Annotated in this window: 18 protein-coding genes; 17 read left to right on the top strand and 1 reads right to left on the bottom strand. The window is 71.2% G+C overall.

Annotated features, from left to right (window positions below; translation table 11 throughout):
* The first annotated feature begins 9 nt into the window (after positions 1–9).
* The 4 genes from OG252_RS11035 to OG252_RS11020 all read left to right on the top strand — a co-directional run bounded on the left by OG252_RS11035 (position 10) and on the right by OG252_RS11020 (position 3,368).
* Positions 10–1,344, top strand: a complete 1,335-nt coding sequence (locus OG252_RS11035) for an OFA family MFS transporter (protein ID WP_266450114.1) — start codon at positions 10–12, stop codon at positions 1,342–1,344.
* On the top strand, positions 1,313–1,447 hold the full coding sequence (locus tag OG252_RS11030; protein WP_266450115.1) for an MFS transporter small subunit: 135 nt from the start codon (positions 1,313–1,315) through the stop codon (positions 1,445–1,447). The genes OG252_RS11035 and OG252_RS11030 overlap by 32 nt, the downstream gene beginning before the upstream one ends.
* A 148-nt stretch (positions 1,448–1,595) precedes the next feature.
* Positions 1,596–2,537 (top strand): beta-ketoacyl-ACP synthase III, encoded by a 942-nt coding sequence (locus OG252_RS11025; RefSeq protein ID WP_266450116.1) that lies wholly within the window; start codon positions 1,596–1,598, stop codon positions 2,535–2,537.
* A 153-nt stretch (positions 2,538–2,690) separates the two neighbouring features.
* Entirely contained in the window at positions 2,691–3,368 is a 678-nt protein-coding gene (locus OG252_RS11020) for a GntR family transcriptional regulator (RefSeq protein WP_266450118.1), read from the top strand.
* 85 nt (positions 3,369–3,453) lie between these two features.
* Here the strand turns inward: OG252_RS11020 and OG252_RS11015 are convergent, their stop codons facing one another.
* Complete coding sequence (locus OG252_RS11015; protein WP_329335579.1) at positions 3,454–4,290, bottom strand: NAD(P)H-binding protein; 837 nt, start codon at positions 4,288–4,290, stop codon at positions 3,454–3,456.
* A 225-nt stretch (positions 4,291–4,515) separates the two neighbouring features.
* Here OG252_RS11015 and OG252_RS11010 point away from each other — a divergent pair, with 225 nt between their 5' ends.
* The 13 genes from OG252_RS11010 to OG252_RS10950 all read left to right on the top strand — a co-directional run bounded on the left by OG252_RS11010 (position 4,516) and on the right by OG252_RS10950 (position 20,708).
* Positions 4,516–5,697, top strand: coding sequence for an ROK family transcriptional regulator (locus OG252_RS11010; RefSeq protein ID WP_266450121.1), 1,182 nt, complete (start codon positions 4,516–4,518; stop codon positions 5,695–5,697).
* 187 nt (positions 5,698–5,884) lie between these two features.
* The gene (locus tag OG252_RS11005; protein ID WP_266450122.1) at positions 5,885–7,402 is read left to right on the top strand and encodes a sugar ABC transporter ATP-binding protein; all 1,518 of its coding nucleotides are present in this window, start codon (positions 5,885–5,887) and stop codon (positions 7,400–7,402) included.
* Positions 7,399–8,418, top strand: a complete 1,020-nt coding sequence (locus OG252_RS11000; protein WP_266450124.1) for an ABC transporter permease — start codon at positions 7,399–7,401, stop codon at positions 8,416–8,418. Before OG252_RS11005 ends, OG252_RS11000 begins: the two co-directional genes overlap by 4 nt.
* 17 nt (positions 8,419–8,435) lie before the next feature.
* The gene (locus OG252_RS10995; protein ID WP_266450125.1) at positions 8,436–9,494 is read left to right on the top strand and encodes a substrate-binding domain-containing protein; all 1,059 of its coding nucleotides are present in this window, start codon (positions 8,436–8,438) and stop codon (positions 9,492–9,494) included.
* Positions 9,495–9,577: 83 nt separating this feature from the next.
* Positions 9,578–10,858 (top strand): Gfo/Idh/MocA family protein, encoded by a 1,281-nt coding sequence (locus OG252_RS10990; protein ID WP_329335575.1) that lies wholly within the window; start codon positions 9,578–9,580, stop codon positions 10,856–10,858.
* 14 nt (positions 10,859–10,872) lie between these two features.
* Entirely contained in the window at positions 10,873–11,877 is a 1,005-nt protein-coding gene (locus OG252_RS10985; RefSeq protein WP_266450129.1) for a sugar phosphate isomerase/epimerase family protein, read from the top strand.
* A gap of 95 nt (positions 11,878–11,972) precedes the next feature.
* Positions 11,973–14,495, top strand: coding sequence for a PQQ-dependent sugar dehydrogenase (locus tag OG252_RS10980; protein WP_329335572.1), 2,523 nt, complete (start codon positions 11,973–11,975; stop codon positions 14,493–14,495).
* Positions 14,496–14,510: 15 nt separating this feature from the next.
* Complete coding sequence (locus OG252_RS10975; RefSeq protein WP_329335569.1) at positions 14,511–15,872, top strand: ThuA domain-containing protein; 1,362 nt, start codon at positions 14,511–14,513, stop codon at positions 15,870–15,872.
* Positions 15,873–16,098: 226 nt separating this feature from the next.
* Entirely contained in the window at positions 16,099–17,223 is a 1,125-nt protein-coding gene (locus OG252_RS10970) for an inositol-3-phosphate synthase (protein ID WP_266450133.1), read from the top strand.
* Positions 17,220–18,200, top strand: a complete 981-nt coding sequence (locus OG252_RS10965; protein WP_329335567.1) for an SCO3242 family prenyltransferase — start codon at positions 17,220–17,222, stop codon at positions 18,198–18,200. Before OG252_RS10970 ends, OG252_RS10965 begins: the two co-directional genes overlap by 4 nt.
* Positions 18,197–19,153: a sugar phosphate isomerase/epimerase family protein gene (locus OG252_RS10960; RefSeq protein WP_329335565.1), complete on the top strand. Its 957-nt coding sequence runs from the start codon at positions 18,197–18,199 to the stop codon at positions 19,151–19,153. The genes OG252_RS10965 and OG252_RS10960 overlap by 4 nt, the downstream gene beginning before the upstream one ends.
* On the top strand, positions 19,150–19,860 hold the full coding sequence (locus OG252_RS10955) for an EboA domain-containing protein (RefSeq protein ID WP_329335563.1): 711 nt from the start codon (positions 19,150–19,152) through the stop codon (positions 19,858–19,860). Before OG252_RS10960 ends, OG252_RS10955 begins: the two co-directional genes overlap by 4 nt.
* Positions 19,860–20,708, top strand: coding sequence for a TatD family hydrolase (locus OG252_RS10950; RefSeq protein ID WP_329335561.1), 849 nt, complete (start codon positions 19,860–19,862; stop codon positions 20,706–20,708). The genes OG252_RS10955 and OG252_RS10950 overlap by 1 nt, the downstream gene beginning before the upstream one ends.
* Positions 20,709–20,710: the final 2 nt, after the last annotated feature.

Here is a 20,710-nt window from a genome sequence, read left to right as displayed (position 1 = left end):
TTCGGGATCATGAGTCCCCCAGTCGCCCCCGCGGGCTGGAGTCGCTGGCTGGTTCCGCCCGCCGCCCTCTCGGTCCACCTCTCCATCGGCCAGGCCTACGCCTGGAGCGTGTTCAAGCCGCCCCTGGAATCAGCCCTCGGCCTCAGTGGCACACAGAGCGCGCTGCCCTTTCAACTGGGCATCGTCATGCTCGGTCTGTCAGCCGCGTTCGGCGGCACGCTCGTGGAGCGCAACGGGCCGCGCTGGGCGATGACCGTCGCCCTGATCTGCTTCTCGTCCGGCTTCCTGCTCTCCGCGCTCGGCGCGGCCACCGAGCAGTACTGGCTGATCGTCTTCGGCTACGGCTTCGTCGGCGGTATCGGCCTCGGCATCGGCTACATCTCGCCCGTCTCGACCCTGATCAAATGGTTCCCGGACCGGCCGGGCATGGCCACCGGAATCGCCATCATGGGCTTCGGCGGCGGCGCCCTGATCGCCTCGCCCTGGTCGGCGCAGATGCTGGAATCGTTCGGCAGCGACAGCTCCGGCATCGCGCTCGCGTTTCTCGTACACGGGCTTTCGTATGCAGTCTTCATGACCCTGGGCGTGCTGCTCGTACGGGTACCGCGCAGCCCGAAACCGGTCGAAGGCGCACCGAGTGTCCTCGCGGGCCCGCAGGTCTCCGCCCGCAGTGCGGTGCGCACCCCCCAGTTCTGGTGCCTGTGGGTCGTGCTCTGCATGAACGTGACCGCCGGCATCGGCATCCTGGAGAAGGCCGCCCCGATGATCACGGACTTCTTCGCGGACACCTCGACCCCGGTGTCGGTCTCGGCCGCCGCCGGCTTCGTCGCCCTGCTGTCCGCGGCCAACATGGCGGGCCGGATCGGCTGGTCGTCGACCTCCGACCTGATCGGCCGCAAGAACATCTACCGCGTCTACCTCGGCGTGGGCGCCATGATGTACGCGCTGATCGCCCTGTTCGGCGACTCGTCGAAGCCGGTGTTCATCCTGAGCGCGCTGGTGATCCTGTCCTTCTACGGCGGCGGGTTCGCGACCATCCCCGCCTACCTCAAGGACCTCTTCGGCACCTACCAGGTCGGCGCGATCCACGGGCGGCTGCTCACCGCCTGGTCCACGGCGGGCGTCCTCGGGCCGCTGATCGTGAACTGGATCGCCGACCGGCAGGAGGAGGCGGGCAAGCACGGGGCGTCACTGTACGGTCTGTCGTTCGTCATCATGATCGGGCTGCTCGTGGTCGGCTTCGTCGCCAACGAACTCGTCCGGCCCGTCCACGTCCGTCACCACATTCCCGCCCCGAGCAAGGAGGCCGTCGATGTCCAGCGACAGCAGTCAGAGTCCGCCTAGCCGGCGGGGGCTGATCGCCTTCGCCTGGGTGTGGGTCGGGGCACCGCTCGCCTACGGGCTGTACGAACTGGTACAGAAGGCGACCCAGCTGTTCACCGGGTGACCGTTCGGACAGTGTTCGGGCGTCCGAGGGCCTGATGGAAGCCGACAAGGCCGGAGCCGGTTTCCTGTGGCTTCACCTGCCGTCGTACCCGCGAGTCATTGATCAGACTGGTGAATCCCGCTACCTGAGCAACGAGGGGGATTCGCCCATGAACGGCTCGCGCATCGCCGCTGTCGGCCATTACCAGCCCGCCAGGGTACTCACCAACGAGGACCTGGCGGGCATGGTCGACACCAGCGACGAGTGGATCAGGTCCCGGGTGGGCATCCGCACCCGCCGTATCGCCGGTCCCGACGAGCCGGTCGACGAGCTGGCCGCGCACGCCGCCGCCAAGGCGCTCGCGGCGGCCGGTCTGACCCCCGCCGACATCGACCTGGTGCTGGTGGCCACGTCGACCGCGGTCGATCGTTCGCCGAACATGGCCGCCCGGGTCGCCGCCCGGCTCGGCATCCCCTCACCCGCCGCGATGGACATCAACGTCGTGTGCGCCGGTTTCACCCACGCGCTGGCCACCGCCGACCACACCGTGCGGGCGGGCGCGGCGACCCGCGCCCTGGTCATCGGCGCCGACAAGATGTCCGAGGTCGCCGACTGGACCGACCGTACGACCTGCGTGCTCGTCGGCGACGGCGCGGGCGCCGCGGTGGTCGAGGCCGCGGAGACGGAACCCGGTATCGGTCCGGTGCTGTGGGGGTCGGTGCCCGAGATGGGGCACGCGGTACGGATCGAGGGTCAGCCCGCGCGGTTCGCGCAGGAGGGGCAGAGCGTCTACCGCTGGGCGACCACGCAGCTGCCGCCCCTGGCCCGCCGGGCCTGCGAGCGCGCGGGCCTCGTCCCCGCGGACCTCGCCGCGGTCGTGCTGCACCAGGCCAACCTGCGCATCATCGACCCCCTCGCCCAGAAGCTGGGTGCCGTCAACGCCGTGATCGCACGCGATGTCACCGAATCGGGTAACACCTCCGCCGCGAGCATTCCGCTCGCGTTCTCCAAGCTGGTGGAGCAGGGCGCGATCTCCACGGGGGATCCGGTGCTGCTCTTCGGCTTCGGCGGGAACCTGTCGTACGCCGGACAGGTGGTCCGCTGTCCCTGACGTGCCCTTACAACGGGATGTGACGAGGCCAACTCGCCGTTCCCCTGGCACCTGTGCACCGTAGACTGTAGACGAAAGACAATTGATACTGGGTCTACGGGCGACACCGGCTTCACGGCTGCTGTGCACGGCCCGCAGAGGAGGGGGACCGCGATGTTGTCGACAGGACTGCCGCAGGGAGCAGTGCCCAAGCTCGAACGGCCGGGTCCACTGCGGGACCGCGTCTACGAGGCGCTGCTCGAACTCATCACCACCCGCGCCCTGCAGCCCGGCCAGCATCTCGTGGAGAGCGAACTGGCCGGGCATCTCGGAGTCTCCCGGCAGCCGGTGCGCGAGGCCCTGCAGCGGCTGAACACCGAGGGCTGGGTCGATCTGCGCCCCGCCCAGGGCGCGTTCGTGCACGAGCCGACCGAGGAGGAGGCCGACCAACTCCTCACCGTGCGCACCCTGTTGGAGGCCGAGGCCGCCCGGCTGGCCGCCGCGAACGCGGACAAGGCCGGCATCCAGGTGCTGGAAGAGATCCTGAAGCAGGGCAGGCTGGCGGTCGCCTCGGACGACGTGGACGCCGCCGTCGCCCTGAACGCCCGCTTCCACGGAAAGGTCATGGAGCTCGCGGGCAACGCGGTCCTCGCCGAACTCGCGGCACAGGTCGACCGGCGGGTGCGCTGGTACTACACACCGGTCGCCCGGCAGCGCGGCAACCAGTCCTGGATCGAACACCGGGACCTGATCGCGGCGATCGCCGACCGCGACGAACAGCGCGCCACCGAGCTCATGCGGGAACACACCGAGCACACCCGCCGCTCGTACCACGCCCGCCAACAGCCTTGATCCACACGGTACGTACCGTGCGCGCCGGGACCTGCTGACCTCAGCTGCCGGCCTCCCGGGCTGCTGACCTCACGGCGTCCGCCGCTCAGAACGCGTCCGCGTGCGCCCTCGCCCAGTCGGCGAAGGCGCGCGGCGCCCGGCCGGTGACCTCCTGGACCGTCGGCAGGACCACCGACTCGTCCAGGGTGCCGTCGACGAAGAAGGCGAAGAACGCGTCGACGTACGGCGTCGGCATGCGCGCCTCCAGCTCGGCGCGCGTCTCCTCGTGCGTCAGTCCAACGGCGCGCAGGTCCCGCCCCAGCACCTCGCCGAGGACGCGGACGCGATCGGCGGGCAACAGCGCCTCGGGGCCGGTCAGTTCGAGAGCCCGGCCCGCGAACTCGTCGGACAGCAGGGCACTCAGGGCGGCCTGCGCGATGTCGTACGGATCGATGTCGGTGGTGTACACGTCCGGGAAGGGCACCCGCACCGTGTCGCCCTTGCGGATCTGGTCGGCCAGTTGCAGCGCGTTCGACATGAAGCTGGTCGGCCGCAGGCAGGTCCACGCGAGCCCCGACTCCCGCACCGCCGTCTCCGCGTCGATCAGATAGCCGGCGACCGCGTTAACCGTGTCGCCGGTGCCCGCCGACTTCCCCGACAGCAGGACGACCCGCTCCACTCCCGCGTCCCGCGCATCCGCCAGGACCTGGCGCTGACCGCCGTAACCAGGCATCAGGAACAGGGCGGTCACGCCGTCCAGCGCGTCCCGCACGGTCTTTGGCCGGTTCAGGTCGCCGGCCACGGCCTCCACCCCCGACGCCCCCGACGGCAACCCGTCCGTCCGGCCGGTCCGGCTCAGCGCCCGCACCGGCCGACCGGCCTCGGCCAGGGCGCCGACGAGTTCGGCCCCCACATTCCCCGTGGCGCCCGTCACCAGAATCACACGGTCCCCCTCTCGGCCCGGGCCGTGCCCGGCCCGGGTCTCGTGCCCATCCTGCGGCGCCGGGGCGGGAGGCACCAGGGTGCGGACCGTCTTTGTCCTGTGAGGAGAAAAAGTCTGCGGCAATCCGTGCACGACTTCTTCCCACCTTCGGCAGCCACTGCTACGTTCCCCTCGAAAGCCAGCCAACCGGTGGCCGATTGAGGCGGGGAGGGGCTCGTGAGACGCATGACGGCTCGACCCGCGAACGCGCATCAGGCCCGCCTGCTGAAGCTGCTGCGGGACGGCGGCCCCAACTCCCGTGCCCAACTGGGAGATCAGGTCGACCTGTCGCGGTCCAAGCTGGCCGTGGAGGTCGACCGGTTGCTGGAGACCGGCCTGGTCGTGGCCGACGGACTCGCCGCCTCGCGCGGCGGCCGCCGCTCCCACAACATCAGGCTCGCCCCCAGCCTGCGGTTCCTCGGCGTCGACATCGGCGCGACCTCGGTCGACGTCGCCGTCACCAACGCCGAACTGGAGATCCTCGGCCATCTCAACCAGCCCATGGACGTACGCGAGGGCCCGGTCGCGGTCTTCGAGCAAGTCCTGTCCATGGCCGCCAAGTTGAGGGCCTCGGGACTCGCGGAGGGGTACGACGGCGCCGGCTTCGGCGTCCCCGGCCCGGTCCGTTTCCCCGAGGGCGTGCCGGTGGCCCCGCCGATCATGCCGGGCTGGGACGGCTTCCCCGTGCGGGAGGCGCTCAGCCAGGATCTCGGCTGCCCGGTCATGGTCGACAACGATGTGAACCTGATGGCGCTGGGGGAGATGCACGCGGGCGTCGCACGCTCCGTGGGCGACTTCCTCTGCGTCAAGATCGGTACCGGCATCGGCTGCGGCATCGTCGCCGGCGGTGACGTCCACCGCGGGGTGACGGGCAGCGCGGGCGACATCGGCCACATCCAGGCCGTGCCCGACGGACGACCGTGCGCCTGCGGCAACCGGGGCTGCCTGGAAGCCCACTTCAGCGGGGCAGCCCTCGCCCGGGACGCCACGGACGCGGCCCAGCAGGGTCTGTCGGTGGAACTCGCGACCCGCCTGGAGACGAACGGCGGCCTCACCGCCGTCGACGTCGCCGCCGCGGCCGCCGCGGGCGACGCCACCGCCCTCGACCTGATCCGTGAGGGCGGCGACCGCGTCGGCCAGGTCATCGCCGGCCTGGTCAGCTTCTTCAACCCCGGCCTGGTGGTGATCGGCGGCGGGGTGACCGGCCTCGGCCACACCCTGCTCGCCGCCATCCGCACCCAGGTCTACCGCCAGTCACTGCCGCTGGCCACCGGCAACCTGCCCATCGTCCTGGGGGAGCTGGGTCCCACCGCCGGAGTCATCGGCGCGGCCCGCCTCATCAGCGACCACCTGTTCTCACCCGCATAAGCGCCGACTTCGTACGCTCCACGCCCATACGCTCCACAGCCGACTTCATACCCTCACCAGCCGACTTCCTCCATCAGCCAACCGACTTCATACGGCATATCGCCGACTGCATACAGCTCATGGGGCACCTCGCCCTACCCCGCCCTGCCCTGATTCCGGCCCGCACGCCTGCCAGGGGGACCCGCACATGGCACCCGAACCAACGCTGCTCAGCATGTCCGGCATCACCAAGTCGTTCCCCGGAGTCCGGGCCCTCGACGGCGTCGACCTCGACGTCCAGGCCGGAGAGGTGCACTGCCTGCTCGGCCAGAACGGCGCCGGCAAGTCCACCCTCATCAAGGTCCTGGCCGGCGCCCACCAGCCCGACACCGGCACCATCCGCTGGCGCGGCGAGGACGTCACCCTCCGCTCGCCGATCGCCGCGATGCGCCTCGGCATCGCCACCATCTACCAGGAACTCGACCTGGTGGAACACCTGTCGGTGGCGGAGAACGTCCACCTCGGCCACGAACCCACGGCCGCCGGTTTCGTCGTACGGGGCAAGGCGGCAAAAGCATCAACGGCCGCTCTGCTCAAGCGACTTGGGCATCCGGAGATCGATCCGGCCCGCCTGGTGGGGGAGTTGTCGGCCGCCCAGCAGCAGATCGTGTCCATGGCGCGGGCACTCTCGCACGACGTACGGCTGATCGTGATGGACGAGCCGTCCGCCGCCCTCGACCCGGACGAGGTCGACAACCTCTTCCGGATCGTCGGCGACCTCACCGCCGACGGTGTCGCGGTCGTCTACATCTCCCACCGGCTCGAGGAGATCCGCCGCATCGGCGACCGGGTGACCGTCCTGAAGGACGGGCGGGCGGTCGCGGTCGGACTGCCCGCGAAGTCGACGCCGACCCGCGAGGTCGTCGCGCTGATGACGGGACGCAACGTGGAGTACGTGTTTCCCGAGCGGCCGGCGTCGGCCCCCGGCGGCACACCGGTCCTTCAGGTGCGCGGGCTGGCCCGCGAGGGCGAGTTCGAGTCCCTCGACCTGAGCATCCGTCCCGGCGAGATCGTCGGCCTCGCCGGACTCGTCGGCTCGGGCCGCTCCGAGATCCTGGAGACGATCTACGGTGCCCGCAAGCCCACCGCCGGCCAGGTCAGCGTCGACGGACGCCCGCTGCGGCCCGGCAGCGTCCGTGCCGCCGTCCGCGCCGGCCTCGGACTCGCCCCCGAGGAACGCAAGGCGCAGGCCCTGCTGATGCTGGAGTCGGTCACCCGCAATGTCTCCGTCTCCTCCATGTCCCGCTTCGCGCGAGCCGGTTGGATCGACCGGGGCGCCGAACTGGGGGCCGCGCGGGCCGCGACCCGCGAGCTGTCGCTGCGTCCCGACAACCCGAACGTTCCGATCCGCACCCTGTCCGGCGGCAACCAGCAAAAGGCCGTCCTGGCCCGCTGGCTGCTGCGCGGCTGCCGGGTGCTGCTGCTCGACGAACCGACCCGCGGGGTCGACGTCGGCGCCCGCGCCGAACTGTATGCAGTCGTCCGTCGACTGGCTGACGAAGGCCTCGCCGTGCTGCTGGTCTCCAGCGAGGTCCCCGAGGTGCTGGGCCTCGCCGATCGTGTCCTGGTGCTGCGCGAGGGCCGCGTCGTCCACACGGCACCCGCCCGCGACCTCGACGAACACCGCGTACTCGACCTCGTCATGGAAGGAAGCCCCGCGTCATGACGCAGCCCGTCTCCCCGCCCCGGGACAGCGCCGACAAGGTGCCGTCGACGAACGAAGCCCCCGCCTGGCGGTCCCTGATGTTCCGCGCCGACGTGCGCACCCTCTCCCTCCTCGGAGTGCTCGCCGCGCTGATCCTCATCGGAGGCATCACCAAGCCGGACGAGTTCCTCGACACCCGCAACCTCCAACTCGTCCTCACCCAGGCCTCGGTGATCGGTGTCGTCACCGTCGGGATGACCTTCGTCATCACCTCGGGCGGCATCGACCTGTCCGTCGGCGCCATCGTCGCGCTCGCCTCGGTGTGGGCGACCACGGTCGCCACGCAGGAGTACGGCTTCGCGGGCATCCTCTTCACCGCGGTGATCGTCGGTGTCGGGTGCGGCCTGGTCAACGGGCTGCTCATCGCGTACGGCGGGATGGTCCCGTTCATCGCCACCCTCGCCATGCTGGCCTCCGCGCGCGGACTCGCCCTGCAGATCACCGACGGCCGTACGCAGATCGTCACCGTCGACGGCATCCTCGACCTCGGCGAACGCGACTCCTACGTGCTCGGCGTCCCGCCCCTGGTGATGGTGTTCGCGGTCGTGACGATCATCGGCTGGCTGGTGCTGAACCGGACCACCTTCGGACGCCGCACGGTCGCCGTCGGCGGCAACGCGGAGGCCGCCCGGCTCGCCGGCATCGACGTACGCCGCCAGCGGCTGTACCTCTACCTGCTGTCCGGACTGTGCTGCGGCATCGCCGCCTTCCTGCTGATCATCCTGTCCGGCTCCGGCCAGAACACCAACGGCAACCTCTACGAACTCGACGCCATCGCGGCCGCCATCATCGGCGGAACCCTGCTCAGCGGGGGTCGCGGCACCATCACCGGCTCCGTGCTCGGCGTCCTGATCTTCACCACGATCACCAACATCTTCGCCCTGAACAACCTGCAGAGCGACGTCCAGCAGATCGCCAAGGGCGCGATCATCGTCGCCGCCGTGCTGGTCCAGCGCCGTACCGCGAGCACGAACTGAGGAAAGGGTTCACCGCCATGCCAGAGCCGACTTACCCCAGCCGCTTCACCAGTCGCAGAGGACTGCTCTTCGGGACCGCCGCCGTCTCGGCCGGTGCCCTCCTCGCAGGTTGCACCAGCAACGACTCCAGTGACGACGAGCCGGCCGCGAACGACCAGCCCGCCGCCGAGGACAAGCCCGGCAAGGAGGTCACCATCGGCTTCGCCGGCCCGCAGGCCGACCACGGCTGGCTCAACGCCATCAACGACAACGCCAAGAAGCGGGCCGAGAAGTACTCCGACGTCACCCTGGAGATCACCGAGGGTTCGAACGACACCGCCCAGCAGATCGGGCAGATCGAGACCCTCATCAACAAGAAGGTCGACGTCCTGGTCGTCCTGCCCGCCGACGGCAAGGCCCTGACCCAGGTCGGCCTCAAGGCGATGCGCGCGGGCATCCCGGTCGTCAACCTCGACCGGATCTTCAACACCCCGCAGGCGTACCGCTGTTGGATCGGCGGCGACAACTACGGCATGGGCCTCAGCGCCGGTCACTACATCGGCGAGAAGCTCAAGGGGAAGTCCGGCGCGCGGGTCATCGAACTGGCCGGCCTCGACAACCTGGAGCTGACCAAGCAGCGCACCCAGGGCTTCGACGACGCGCTGAAGAACTACCCCAACATCCGCAAGGTGGCCCGCCAGGCGGCCGACTTCACGGTCGAGTCGGGGCAGGCCAAGATGGCCCAACTCCTGCAGGCCCAGTCGAAGTTCGACGCCCTGTGGAACCACGACGACGACCAGGGCGTGGGCGCGCTGCGCGCCATCGAGCAGGCCGGGCGCGACGACTTCCTGATGGTCGGCGGTGCGGGCGCGCTGTCCGCCTTCCAGGCCATCAAGCAGGACAACGGCGTCCTGAAGGCGACCGTCCTCTACCCGCCGACCATGGCCGCGTCCGCGATCGACCTCGCCCGCGCCCTCGGCCAGGCCAAGGGCGTGAGCGGCCTCGCCGAGTACGAGATCCCGGCGTCGATCACGCTCTACTCCGCCGTCGTGGACAAGGACAACGTCGACCAGTACATGTCCACCGGCTTCAAGTGAGGCGTTCCGCCGAAGGCGCCCGGTTCCTCGACGGACCGGGCTGCACCCCCCACCGCGCCACCACGACGAGGAGGACATCGCCCATGGCACAGCCGCAGCAGTCAGCAGGAGCGGAGGCGAAGGGGCCGGACATGGCCGGGGCCGACCGTCCGGAGCGGGCCGAGGCGGGCAGCCCGCAGCCGGCCGCCGCCGAGAAACCGCCGCTGCGCGTCGGCATGATCGGTTACGCCTTCATGGGCGCCGCCCACTCCCAGGGCTGGCGGACCGCGGGCCGCGTCTTCGACCTGCCCCGCACCCCGGTCCTGGCCGCGCTGTGCGGGCGGGACGCGGTGGCCGTCCGCGCGGCGGCCGACCGGCACGGCTGGGCGTCCGCCGAGACCGACTGGCGTGCCCTGATCGCGCGGGACGACATCGACCTCGTCGACATCTGCACCCCCGGCGACAGCCACGCCGAGATCGCCCTCGCCGCGCTGGCCGCGGGCAAGCACGTGCTGTGCGAGAAGCCCCTCGCGAACACCGTCGAGGAGGCCGAGGCGATGACGCGGGCGGCCGAAACGGCGTACCAGCAGGGCCAGGTGGCGATGGTCGGCTTCAACTACCGCCGGGTGCCCGCCACCGCCCTGGCCCGTTCGATGGTCGCCGAGGGCCGCCTCGGCAGCCTGCGCCACGTGCGGGTGACGTACCTTCAGGACTGGCTGGTGGACCGGGAGTTCCCGCTCACCTGGCGGCTGCGCAGGGAGGTGGCGGGCTCGGGCTCGCTCGGTGACCTGGGGGCGCACATCGTCGACCTCGCCCAGTACCTGGCGGGGGAGCCCCTGGCCGGAGTCTCCGCGCTCACCGAGACGTTCGTACGGGAGCGCCCGCTGCCCACCGGCCCCAGCAGCGGCCTGACCGCGGTCTCCGCCCACGGCACCGGTCAGGTCACCGTGGACGACGCCGCCCTGTTCACCGGCCGCTTCACCTCCGGCGCCCTCGCCTCCTTCGAGGCCACCCGGTACGCCACCGGCCGCAAGAACGCCCTGCGCATCGAACTCAACGGCGAACTCGGCTCGCTCGCCTTCGACCTGGAGCGCCTCAACGAACTCACGTACCACGACGGTACGGAGCCCGGAGCGCACGCCGGCTTCCGCCGCATCCTCGTCACCGAACCCGACCACCCCTACCTGGACGCCTGGTGGCCGCCGGGCCACGGCCTCGGCTACGAGCACACCTTCGTCCACCAGGCCCGTGACCTGGTCCACGCGATCGCCGAGGGCCGCAGGCCCGAACCCTCCTTCGCCGACGGGCTCCAGGTGCAGCGCGTCCTGGCCGCGGTGGAGGAGAGCGCCGAGAAGAACTCCGTCTACACGCCCATAGCGGCCTGAGGAGGCCCCGCGACATGCCGCGCACCTTCACGCTCTTCACCGGCCAGTGGGCCGACCTGCCGCTCGAAGAGGTCTGCCGCCTCGCCCGCGACTTCGGCTACGACGGCCTCGAACTCGCCTGCTGGGGCGACCACTTCGAGGTCGACAAGGCACTCGCCGACCCGTCGTACATCGACTCGCGCCACCAGCTCCTCGACAAGTACGGCCTCAAGTGCTGGGCCATCTCCAACCACCTGGTGGGCCAGGCGGTCTGCGACGCCATCATCGACGAACGGCACCAGGCGATCCTGCCGGCCCGTATCTGGGGCGACGGTGACGCGGAGGGCGTACGGCGGCGGGCGGCGGCCGAGATCGCCGACACCGCCCGCGCCGCGGCCGCCTTCGGCGTCGACACCGTCATCGGCTTCACCGGCTCCTCGATCTGGCATCTGGTCGCCATGTTCCCGCCCGCGCCGGAGTCGATGATCAAGCGTGGCTACGAGGACTTCGCCGAACGGTGGAATCCGATCCTCGACGTCTTCGACGCGGAGGGCGTGCGGTTCGCGCACGAGGTCCACCCCAGCGAGATTGCATACGATTACTGGACGACTGTATGCGCGCTGGATGCGGTCGACCGTCGACCGGCTTTCGGCCTCAACTTCGACCCGAGCCACTTCGTGTGGCAGGACCTCGACCCGGTCGGCTTCCTCTGGGACTTCCGCGACCGCATCTACCACGTCGACTGCAAAGAGGCCCGCAAGCGCCTCGACGGCCGCAACGGCCGCCTCGGCTCCCACCTGCCCTGGGGCGACCCGCGCCGCGGCTGGGACTTCGTCTCCGCGGGCCACGGCGACGTCCCCTGGGAGGACGTCTTCCGGATGCTGCGCTCCATCGACTACCGGGGACCCATCTCCGTGGAGTGGGAGGACGCCGGCATGGACCGGCTGCAGGGAGCCCCGGAGGCCCTGGCCCGCCTCAAGGCGTACGACTTCGAGCCGCCGTCGGCTTCCTTCGACGCGGCGTTCGGCGGCAACGAGTAGAGCAAGCTCGTTGCCTCTTCAGTGAGTTCCGGGATGACGGCGCATCCCGGCGAAGCGCACCCGCATGTACAACCGGCCCCATTCTGGAGGCACCCGTGCACGGGAACGACCGCACCACCAGCACCGACAGAATCGAGACCCACAGACGACGCCTGCCCTTCCGCAAGGCAGCCGCCCTCTTCACCGGGGCACTGCTCGCGGGCGCGTCCCTCACCCTCACCACACCACAGGCCGGCGCAGCCGTCGCCGACCCGGGAGCCGCACCCGCCGCCCCGGCCGCCTTGGCCGCCGAGGACTTCCAGCAGGTCACCCTCGCCAAGGGCGAGCCGGAGGTCGGCGAGCCGATGTCGCTCGCCGTCCTCCCCGACCGTTCGGTCCTGCACACCTCGCGCGACGGCGAACTCCGCCTGACCGACGCGGCGGGCAACACCAAACTCGCCGGCAAGCTGGACGTGTACTCCCACGACGAAGAGGGCCTCCAAGGCATCGGCGTGGACCCGGACTTCACGACCAACCGCTTCATCTACCTCTACTACGCACCCCCGTTGAACACCCCGGCGGGCGACGCCCCCGAGACGGGCACCGCGGCCGACTTCGCGCCCTTCGACGGCGTCAACCGCCTCTCCCGGTTCGTCCTGAACACCGACGGCACCCTCGACGCCGCCAGCGAGAAGAAGATCCTCGACGTCCCGGCCTCGCGCGGCCTGTGCTGCCACGTCGGCGGCGACATCGACTTCGACGCGGCGGGCAACCTGTACCTGTCGACGGGCGACGACACCAACCCGTTCCAGTCGGACGGCTTCACCCCCATCGACGACCGGGACGGCCGCAACCCCGCCTTCGACGCCCGGCGCTCGTCCGGCAACACCAACGACCTGCGCGGCAAGATCCTGCGCATCAAGGTGAACGACGACGGCTCCTACACGGTCCCCGACGGCAACCTCTTCGCACCCGGCACGGACAAGACCCGGCCCGAGATCTACGCGATGGGCTTCCGCAACCCGTTCCGCTTCAGCGTCGACAAGGAGACCGGCATCCTCTACGTCGGCGACTACGGCCCCGACGCCGGCGCCGCCGACCCGGCCCGCGGACCGGCCGGCCAGGTGGAGTTCGCGCGGGTCACCGGTCCCGGGAACTTCGGATGGCCGTTCTGTACGGGCGACAATGACCCGTACATCGCATACGATTTCGCGACCGGTGTATCCGGTGCACCGTTCGACTGCAGCGCACCGAAGAACACCTCGCCGCACAACACCGGCCTCACCGACCTGCCGCCCGCCCAGCCGGCGTGGATCCCCTACGACGGCGGGTCCGTGCCCGAGTTCGGCACCGGCTCCGAGTCCCCGATGGGCGGCCCGGTCTACCACTACGACGCCTCGCTCGACTCGCCGGTGAAGTTCCCCGAGGCCTACGACGGCGACTTCTTCGCCGGGGAGTTCGGACGGCGCTGGATCAAGCGGATCGTCAGCGACGACAGCGGCACCGTGCAGTCCATCAACGACGTGCCGTGGTCCGGCACCCAGATCATGGACATGGCCTTCGGCCCCGACGGCGCGCTGTACGTCCTCGACTACGGCCTGGCCTGGTTCGGCGGCGACGAGAACTCGGCCCTGTACCGCATCGAGAACGCCACCGACGGCCACTCCCCGGTCGCGCAGGCCGCGGCGAGCCGGACCTCGGGACAGGCCCCGCTGAAGGTGGGCTTCTCCTCCTCGGGCACCACCGACCAGGACGGCGACGCCCTCACCTACAGCTGGGACTTCGGCAACGGCAGCACGTCGACCGCGGCGAACCCGACCCACACGTACCGCAAGAACGGCACCTACACCGCGACCCTGACCGCCAAGGACCCGAGCGGACGCACCGGCAGCGCGAGCGTGCAGATCGTCGTGGGCAACACCGCGCCCAAGGTGACGCTTGAACTCCCGCGCGACGGCCAGCTGTTCAGCTTCGGCGACGCGATCCCGTTCAAGGTCCGGGTCACCGACCCCGAGGACGGCAGGAACATCGACTGCTCGAAGGTCAAGGTCACCTTCGTCCTGGGCCACGACAGCCACGGCCACCCGGTGACCTCGGCGAACGGCTGCACCGGCACCATCCAGACCAGCGCCGACGGCGGCCACGACGACGACGCCAACATCTTCGGCGTGTTCGACGCCGAGTACACCGACGGCGGAGGCGGCGGCCAGGCCCCGCTCACCACCCACGACCAGAACGTCGTCCAGCCCAAGCACCGCCAGGCCGAGCACTTCGGCACCTCCTCCGGCATCACGGTCGTCGACAAGGACACCGCGCACGGCGGGAAGACGGTCGGGGACGTGCACAACGGCGACTGGATCGCATTCACGCCGTACGCCCTCGGCAACGCCAAGAAGATCACCGCACGGGTCTCCTCGGCCGGCACGGGCGGCACGCTCGAGATCCGCGCCGGGTCCGCGAAGGGCACGCTGCTCGGGAAGGCGACCGTGCCGGTGACCGGCGGCTGGGACACCTTCCAGGACGTCACCGCCGACCTGTCCCGCGCCCCGCGCGGCACGACCACGCTGTACCTGGTCTTCAAGGGCAGTGGCTCCGGAGCCCTGTACGACGTGGACGACTTCACCTTCACGACCGGCTGACAGGAGGTGACCACGATGCACTCAACCGGACGTCTGACCACGGCAATTGTGGGCACGGCGCTGCTCCTGGGCTGCGTCTCGGAACCGGCCGCCTCACAGCCGGCCGACGACAAACGGGTCCTCGTCTTCTCCAAGACGGCCGGCTTCCGCCACGACTCGATCCCCGACGGGGTCGCCGCCGTCCAGCAGCTCGGCGAGAGTGCCGGGTTCAAGGTCGACGCCACGGAGGACGCGGGCGCGTTCACCGGACGCAACCTGCGGCGGTACGACGCGGTCGTGTTCCTGTCGACGACCGGAGACGTCCTCGGACCCACCCAACAGGCGGCCTTCGAGGGCTACATCCGGCACGGCGGCGGCTACGTCGGCGTCCACGCGGCCGCCGACACCGAGTACGACTGGGAGTTCTACGGCGGCCTCGCCGGCGCCTACTTCGAGTCGCACCCGGCGATCCAGCCAGCGACCGTCACCGTGGAGGACCGCGCCCACCCGGCGACCTCGGACCTGCCGAAGACCTGGGAACGCACCGACGAGTGGTACAACTACCGCTCGAATCCCCGGGAACGGGCCCATGTCCTCGCCTCGCTCGACGAGTCGTCGTACACCGGCGGCACCATGCACGGCGACCACCCGATCGCCTGGTGCCAGACCTACCAGGGCGGCCGCGCCTTCTACACGGGCGGCGGTCACACGAAGGAGTCGTACGCGGATCCCGCCTTCCGTAGACACCTGGCCGGCGGAATCCTGTATGCGATAGGCGATGTCCAGGCGGACTGTCGACCGGAGACCGGATACCGTCCGCTCTTCGACGGCGGCTCGCTGGATGGCTGGCAGCAGGCCGGGCCGGGATCCTTCACCCTGGACGACGACGGCACGATCACCTCGTCGGGCGGCATGGGCATGCTCTGGTACGTCGACCGGGGCTTCGGGTCGTACTCGCTGAAGCTCGACTGGAGGATGGCGAGCGAGTCCGGCGACGACAACTCCGGTGTGTTCGTCGGCTTCCCGCCCTCGGCCGACCCGTGGTCGGCGGTGAACAACGGGTACGAGATCCAGATCGACGCCACCGACGTGCCGGAGAAGACCACCGGTTCCGTCTACGGCTTCCGGTCCGCCGACCTGGCCAAGCGTGACCGCGCGCTGAACCCGCCGGGGGAGTGGAACACGTACGAGATCCGCGTGGAGGGCGAACGCCTTCGCGTCTGGCTCAACGGCGTGAAGATCAACGATTTCACCAACACCGATCCGGCCCGGAGTCTCAGGGACGGCCATGTCGGCATCCAGAACCACGGAGCCGACGACCGGGTGTCCTTCCGTGACATCCGGATCAAGGAACTGCCCGCGAAGTCCTCGGCGCGAACGGCGTCGCAGGGCGACTGAGCGGCGGCGGGCGGGGGACGCCGGACTCCCGCCCGCCGTCTTTTCCCACCTCGGAGTGTGTACGACCGCCGGGTGTTCGTACGGCTCAGGCGGAGCCGCGACTGCCCCAGCGGCCGCGACTGCCCAGCGGTCGTACGGACCCAGCGGTCGTATGCCCCGCTGTTCTTGCGACCCGGTGTTCTCACGACCCGGTGTTCCTACGACGTGTTCGACAAGGAGGCCGCCCATGTCCGCGTCCGTTTCCGCATCGCGCGTCGGTGTGTGGCTGATCGGGGCGCGTGGCTCCGTCGCCACCACCGTGGTGGCGGGCTGCGCCGCCGTGAGCGCCGGCCTGCACCCACCGACCGGCCTGGTCACCGAGACGCCCGAGTTCGCCGACAGCGGCCTGCCTGCCCTGGCGAACCTCGTCTTCGGCGGCCACGACACCCTGGACTGCCCGCTGCCCAAACGGGCGGAAGCACTGGCCGCCGGCGGTGTCCTGCCGTACGGCCTTACCGCGGCGATCGGCGCCGAACTGACCGCCGCCGACCGCGAGATCCGACCCGGCGGCCCGGCCCCGGGGGACACCCGGAGCGAGGACGAGCTGATCGCCGCCTTCGCCGCGGACATACGGGACTTCGTCCGACGACGGGACCTGGACCGGGCGGTCGTGGTGAACGTCGCCTCCACGGAGCCGGCGGCAACCGGCACCGACCTGCCCCCCAGCTCCCTCTACGCGGCGGCGGCCCTGCGTGCCGGCTGCCCGTACGTGAACTTCACCCCGTCGACCGGCCTGCACCACCCGGCGCTCGCGCCGCTCGCCGCGTCCTCCGGGCTGCCGTACGCCGGCCGGGACGGCAAGACCGGCCAGACCTTGCTCCGCTCGGTGCTGGGCCCGATGTTCAGGCAGCGGGCGCTCGCCGTGCGGGCCTGGTCCGGCACCAATCTGCTGGGCGGCGGTGACGGAGCCGCCCTCGCCGACCCGGCGGCCGCGGCGGCGAAGAACGCGGGCAAGGAGCGGGTCCTCGCCGACACCCTCGGCTCGGTCCCCGAGGGCGAGGTCCACATCGACGACGTCCCCGTCCTCGGCGACTGGAAGACCGCCTGGGACCACATCGCCTTCGACGGCTTCCTCGGCGCCCGGATGATCCTCCAGACCACCTGGCAGGGCTGCGACTCCGCCCTGGCCGCCCCTCTGGTCCTCGACCTGGCCCGCCTGGCCGCCCGCGCCCACGAGCGGGGTCTGACCGGCCCGCTGACCGAGCTGGGCTTCTACTTCAAGGACCCGGTGGGGGAAGGTCCGTCGGCGCTGGGGGAGCAGTACGCGGCCCTGGTGGGGTTCGGGGAGCGGTTGCGGGGTGAAGTGCGATGAGCGGCCCGAGCGGTGGCGCCGGCAACGCGGCCGGAGCCCGGTCCGCAAGAGCGGCCTGGGCCGAACTGCTGCGCCTGCCCGCCCTGTTCACCGTCCCGGGCGACGCCCTCGCCGGGGCGGCCGCGGCCGCCCCGCGCCCGAACTCGCGCACCTTGCTCGCCATCTGCTCCTCCCTCTGTCTGTACGAGGCCGGCATGGCCCTCAACGACTGGGCCGACCGGCACGAGGACGCCGCGGAACGCCCGCACCGTCCCCTTCCTTCCGGCCGCATCCGCCCCGCCGCGGCTCTCGCGGCGGCCGGCGCCTTCACCGGAGCCGGCCTCTCCCTGGCCGCCTGCGCCGGCCGCCCCACCCTCGCCGTCGCGACGAGTTTGGCGGCCACCGTCTGGGCGTACGACCTCGGCCTCAAGCGCACCCCGGCAGGTCCCGTCGCCATGGCGGCGGCCCGCGGCCTGGACCTGCTGCTCGGTGCCACGGCCTCGACGAGCTCGCGGACGTCCAGGAATGCGGGGACGATCCCGGCCCCCCGCACCGCGAGCGGCCTGCGCCGAGCCCTTCCGTCCGCCGCCCTCCTCGGCGCGCACACCCTCACGGTCACGACCGTCTCACGGCGGGAGACCCAGGGCGGCGCACCCCTCGTCCCCCTGACGGCCCTGGCCACGACCACCGCACTGGCCCGGCTCCTGACACGTCCCTCCACGAGGCCGGGGCCAGGCGTTTTTGCGTCCCCGTCCGACCTCGCCCTGTGTACCGCGCTCGCCGCCGCCTACGCCACGACCGCGGCCCGCCCCTACTTCCACGCCGCCCTCAACCCGTCACCCCCGCTCACCCAACGAGCCGTCGGCGGTGGCATCCGCGCCACCATCCCCCTCCAGGCCGCCCTCTCCGCCCGCTCCGGCGCCCCGGTCACCGCGCTGCTCACGGCGGCCCTGGCCCCGCTCGCCGGGAGGTTCGCGAGGAAGGTGAGCGTCACATGAACCCCGAGGCCCTCCACCGCGAGGCCGGACCGCACGCCGGGGCGGACCTCCCGTCGCCCGGTCCCGCGACGACCCCGCGCTCCTCCGAAGCCCACCCCCTCCGCTTCGGCTACGGAACCAACGGCCTCGCCGACCTCCGTCTCGACGACGCCCTCGCCCTCCTCGCCGACCTCGGCTACGACGGCGTCGGGCTGACCCTCGACCACATGCACCTGGACCCGCTCGCGCCGGACCTGACCACCCGCACCCGCCGCCTCGCGCACCGGCTGGACGAGCTCGGGCTGTCGGTCACCGTGGAGACGGGCGCCCGCTATGTGCTCGACCCCCGGCGCAAACACGGTCCCTCCTTGCTGGACCCCGACCCGGACGACCGTGCCCGACGCGTCGACCTGCTGATCCGCGCGGTCCGGGTGGCCGCCGGCCTTGGTGCGCACGCCGTCCACTGCTTCAGCGGGATCACGCCGGCGGGGACGGACCCGGACACGGCATGGAAGCGTCTGGCCGAGACGCTCGCCCCCGTCCTGGACGCCGCCACCCGGGCCGGCATTCCCCTGGCCGTCGAACCCGAGCCCGGCCACCTCCTCGCCACCCTCGCGGACTTCCACCGACTCCGCCGTTCCCTCGGCGACCCGGAGAACCTGGGCCTGACCCTGGACATCGGCCACTGCCAGTGCCTTGAGCCCTTGTCGCCCGCCGAGTGCGTACGTGCCGCCGGCCCCTGGCTGCGCCACGTCCAGATCGAGGACATGCGCCGCGGCGTCCATGAACACCTCCCTCTCGGCGCCGGGGAGATCGACTTCCCGCCGGTACTCGCCGCTCTGTCCGCCGTCGGCTACCAGGGCCTGACCGTCGTCGAACTGCCCCGCCACTCCCACGCCGGCCCCCACTTCGCAGAACTGTCCCTTCCGTTCCTCCGTCACGCGGCGGCGCCCTCACAAGGGAGCACCTCATGACCCACACCCACGCCGACCCGGCGACCCCGGCGGCAGGCATCCAGGGCACCACCCTCGCCCGCACCCCGCCGGCCGATCTGCACAGCCGTATCGCCACCCACCTAGGCGGAACCGCCCGCGCCTGGCTCGACCAGGCCCTCGACGAGGCCGCCGCACATCCCGGCACGCACGGCCCCATCTCCGTGTGGGAGCTGCGGCTCGCCGAGGCCGGACGCCGCTGCGGCTCCGCGCACGCCGACGCCGTACGCGTCCTCATCCTGCACGCGGCCCTCGCCGACACCGACGCCCTCACCCGGGTCTACCTCCAGGGCACCGCCGCCGAACGCCGGGCCGTCCTGCACGCCCTGCCCCACCTGGTACCCGGCCCGGACGCCCTGCCGCTCGTCGAGGACGCCCTGCGCACCAACGACACCAGCCTCCTCGCCGCCGCGGTCGGCCCGTATGCCGCCCGGCACCTGCCTGTCCACCAGTGGCGTCATGCCGTCCTGAAGTGCCTTTTCACCGGTGTGCCCGTCGACGTCGTGGCCGACCTGGACCGCCGTGCCCACGGCGACGCGGAACTCGCCCGCATGCTCGGCGACTACGCCGCCGAACGCACCGCAGCGGGCCGCCCGGTCCCCGAAGACCTGTACCGCGTCCTGACCCTGACCGACCCCACGGCCGCCCCACCGGCCACGCAGGGCAACCACGACGGCGAGGAACTCTGATGCGCATCTTCGACCCCCACATCCACATGACCTCCCGCACCACCGACGACTACGAGGCCATGCGCGCCGCCGGCGTGCGGGCCGTCGTCGAGCCGTCCTTCTGGCTCGGGCAGCCCCGCACCTCTCCCGCCTCCTTCCTCGACTACTTCGACTCGCTGCTGGGCTGGGAGCCCTTCCGCGCCGCCCAGTACGGCATCGCCCACCACTGCACGCTCGCCCTCAACCCCAAGGAGGCGAACGACCCGCGCTGCGTCCCCGTCCTCGACGAACTGCCCCGGTATCTCGTCAAGGACCAGGTGGTGGCCGTCGGAGAGATCGGCTACGACTCGATGACCCCCGCCGAGGACACCGCTCTCGCCGCCCAGCTCCAGCTCGCCGCCGACCACGAGCTGCCCGCGCTCGTCCACACCCCGCACCGCGACAAACTCGCCGGCCTGCGCCGCACCCTCGACGTCGTCGGGGAGTCCGCGCTGTCCCCGGAGCGGGTCCTGGTCGACCACCTCAACGAGACCACCGTCAAAGAGGCCAAGGACAGCGGCTGTTGGCTGGGCTTCTCCGTCTATCCGGACACCAAGATGGACGAGGAGCGGATGGTCGCGATCCTTCGCGCGTACGGTCCCGACCGGGTGCTGGTGAACTCTGCCGCCGACTGGGGCCGCAGCGACCCCCTCAAGACCCGCGGGGTCGGCGACCTGATGCTGGCCGAGGGCTTCACCGAGGACAACGTCGACCGGGTGCTGTGGCGTAACCCCGTCGCGTTCTACGGCCTCAGCGGCCGGCTGAACCTGGACGTCGCCCCGCCCGATGCCACCCACGAGGGCAACTCCGTGCTGCGCGGCGGGGAGTGAGC

The sequence above is a fragment of the Streptomyces sp. NBC_01352 genome (genome assembly GCF_036237295.1).
Classification (GTDB): domain Bacteria; phylum Actinomycetota; class Actinomycetes; order Streptomycetales; family Streptomycetaceae; genus Streptomyces; species Streptomyces plumbiresistens.
The sequence above is the reverse complement of the archived record's forward strand: the minus strand, read 5'-3'. Positions and strand labels throughout refer to the sequence as shown.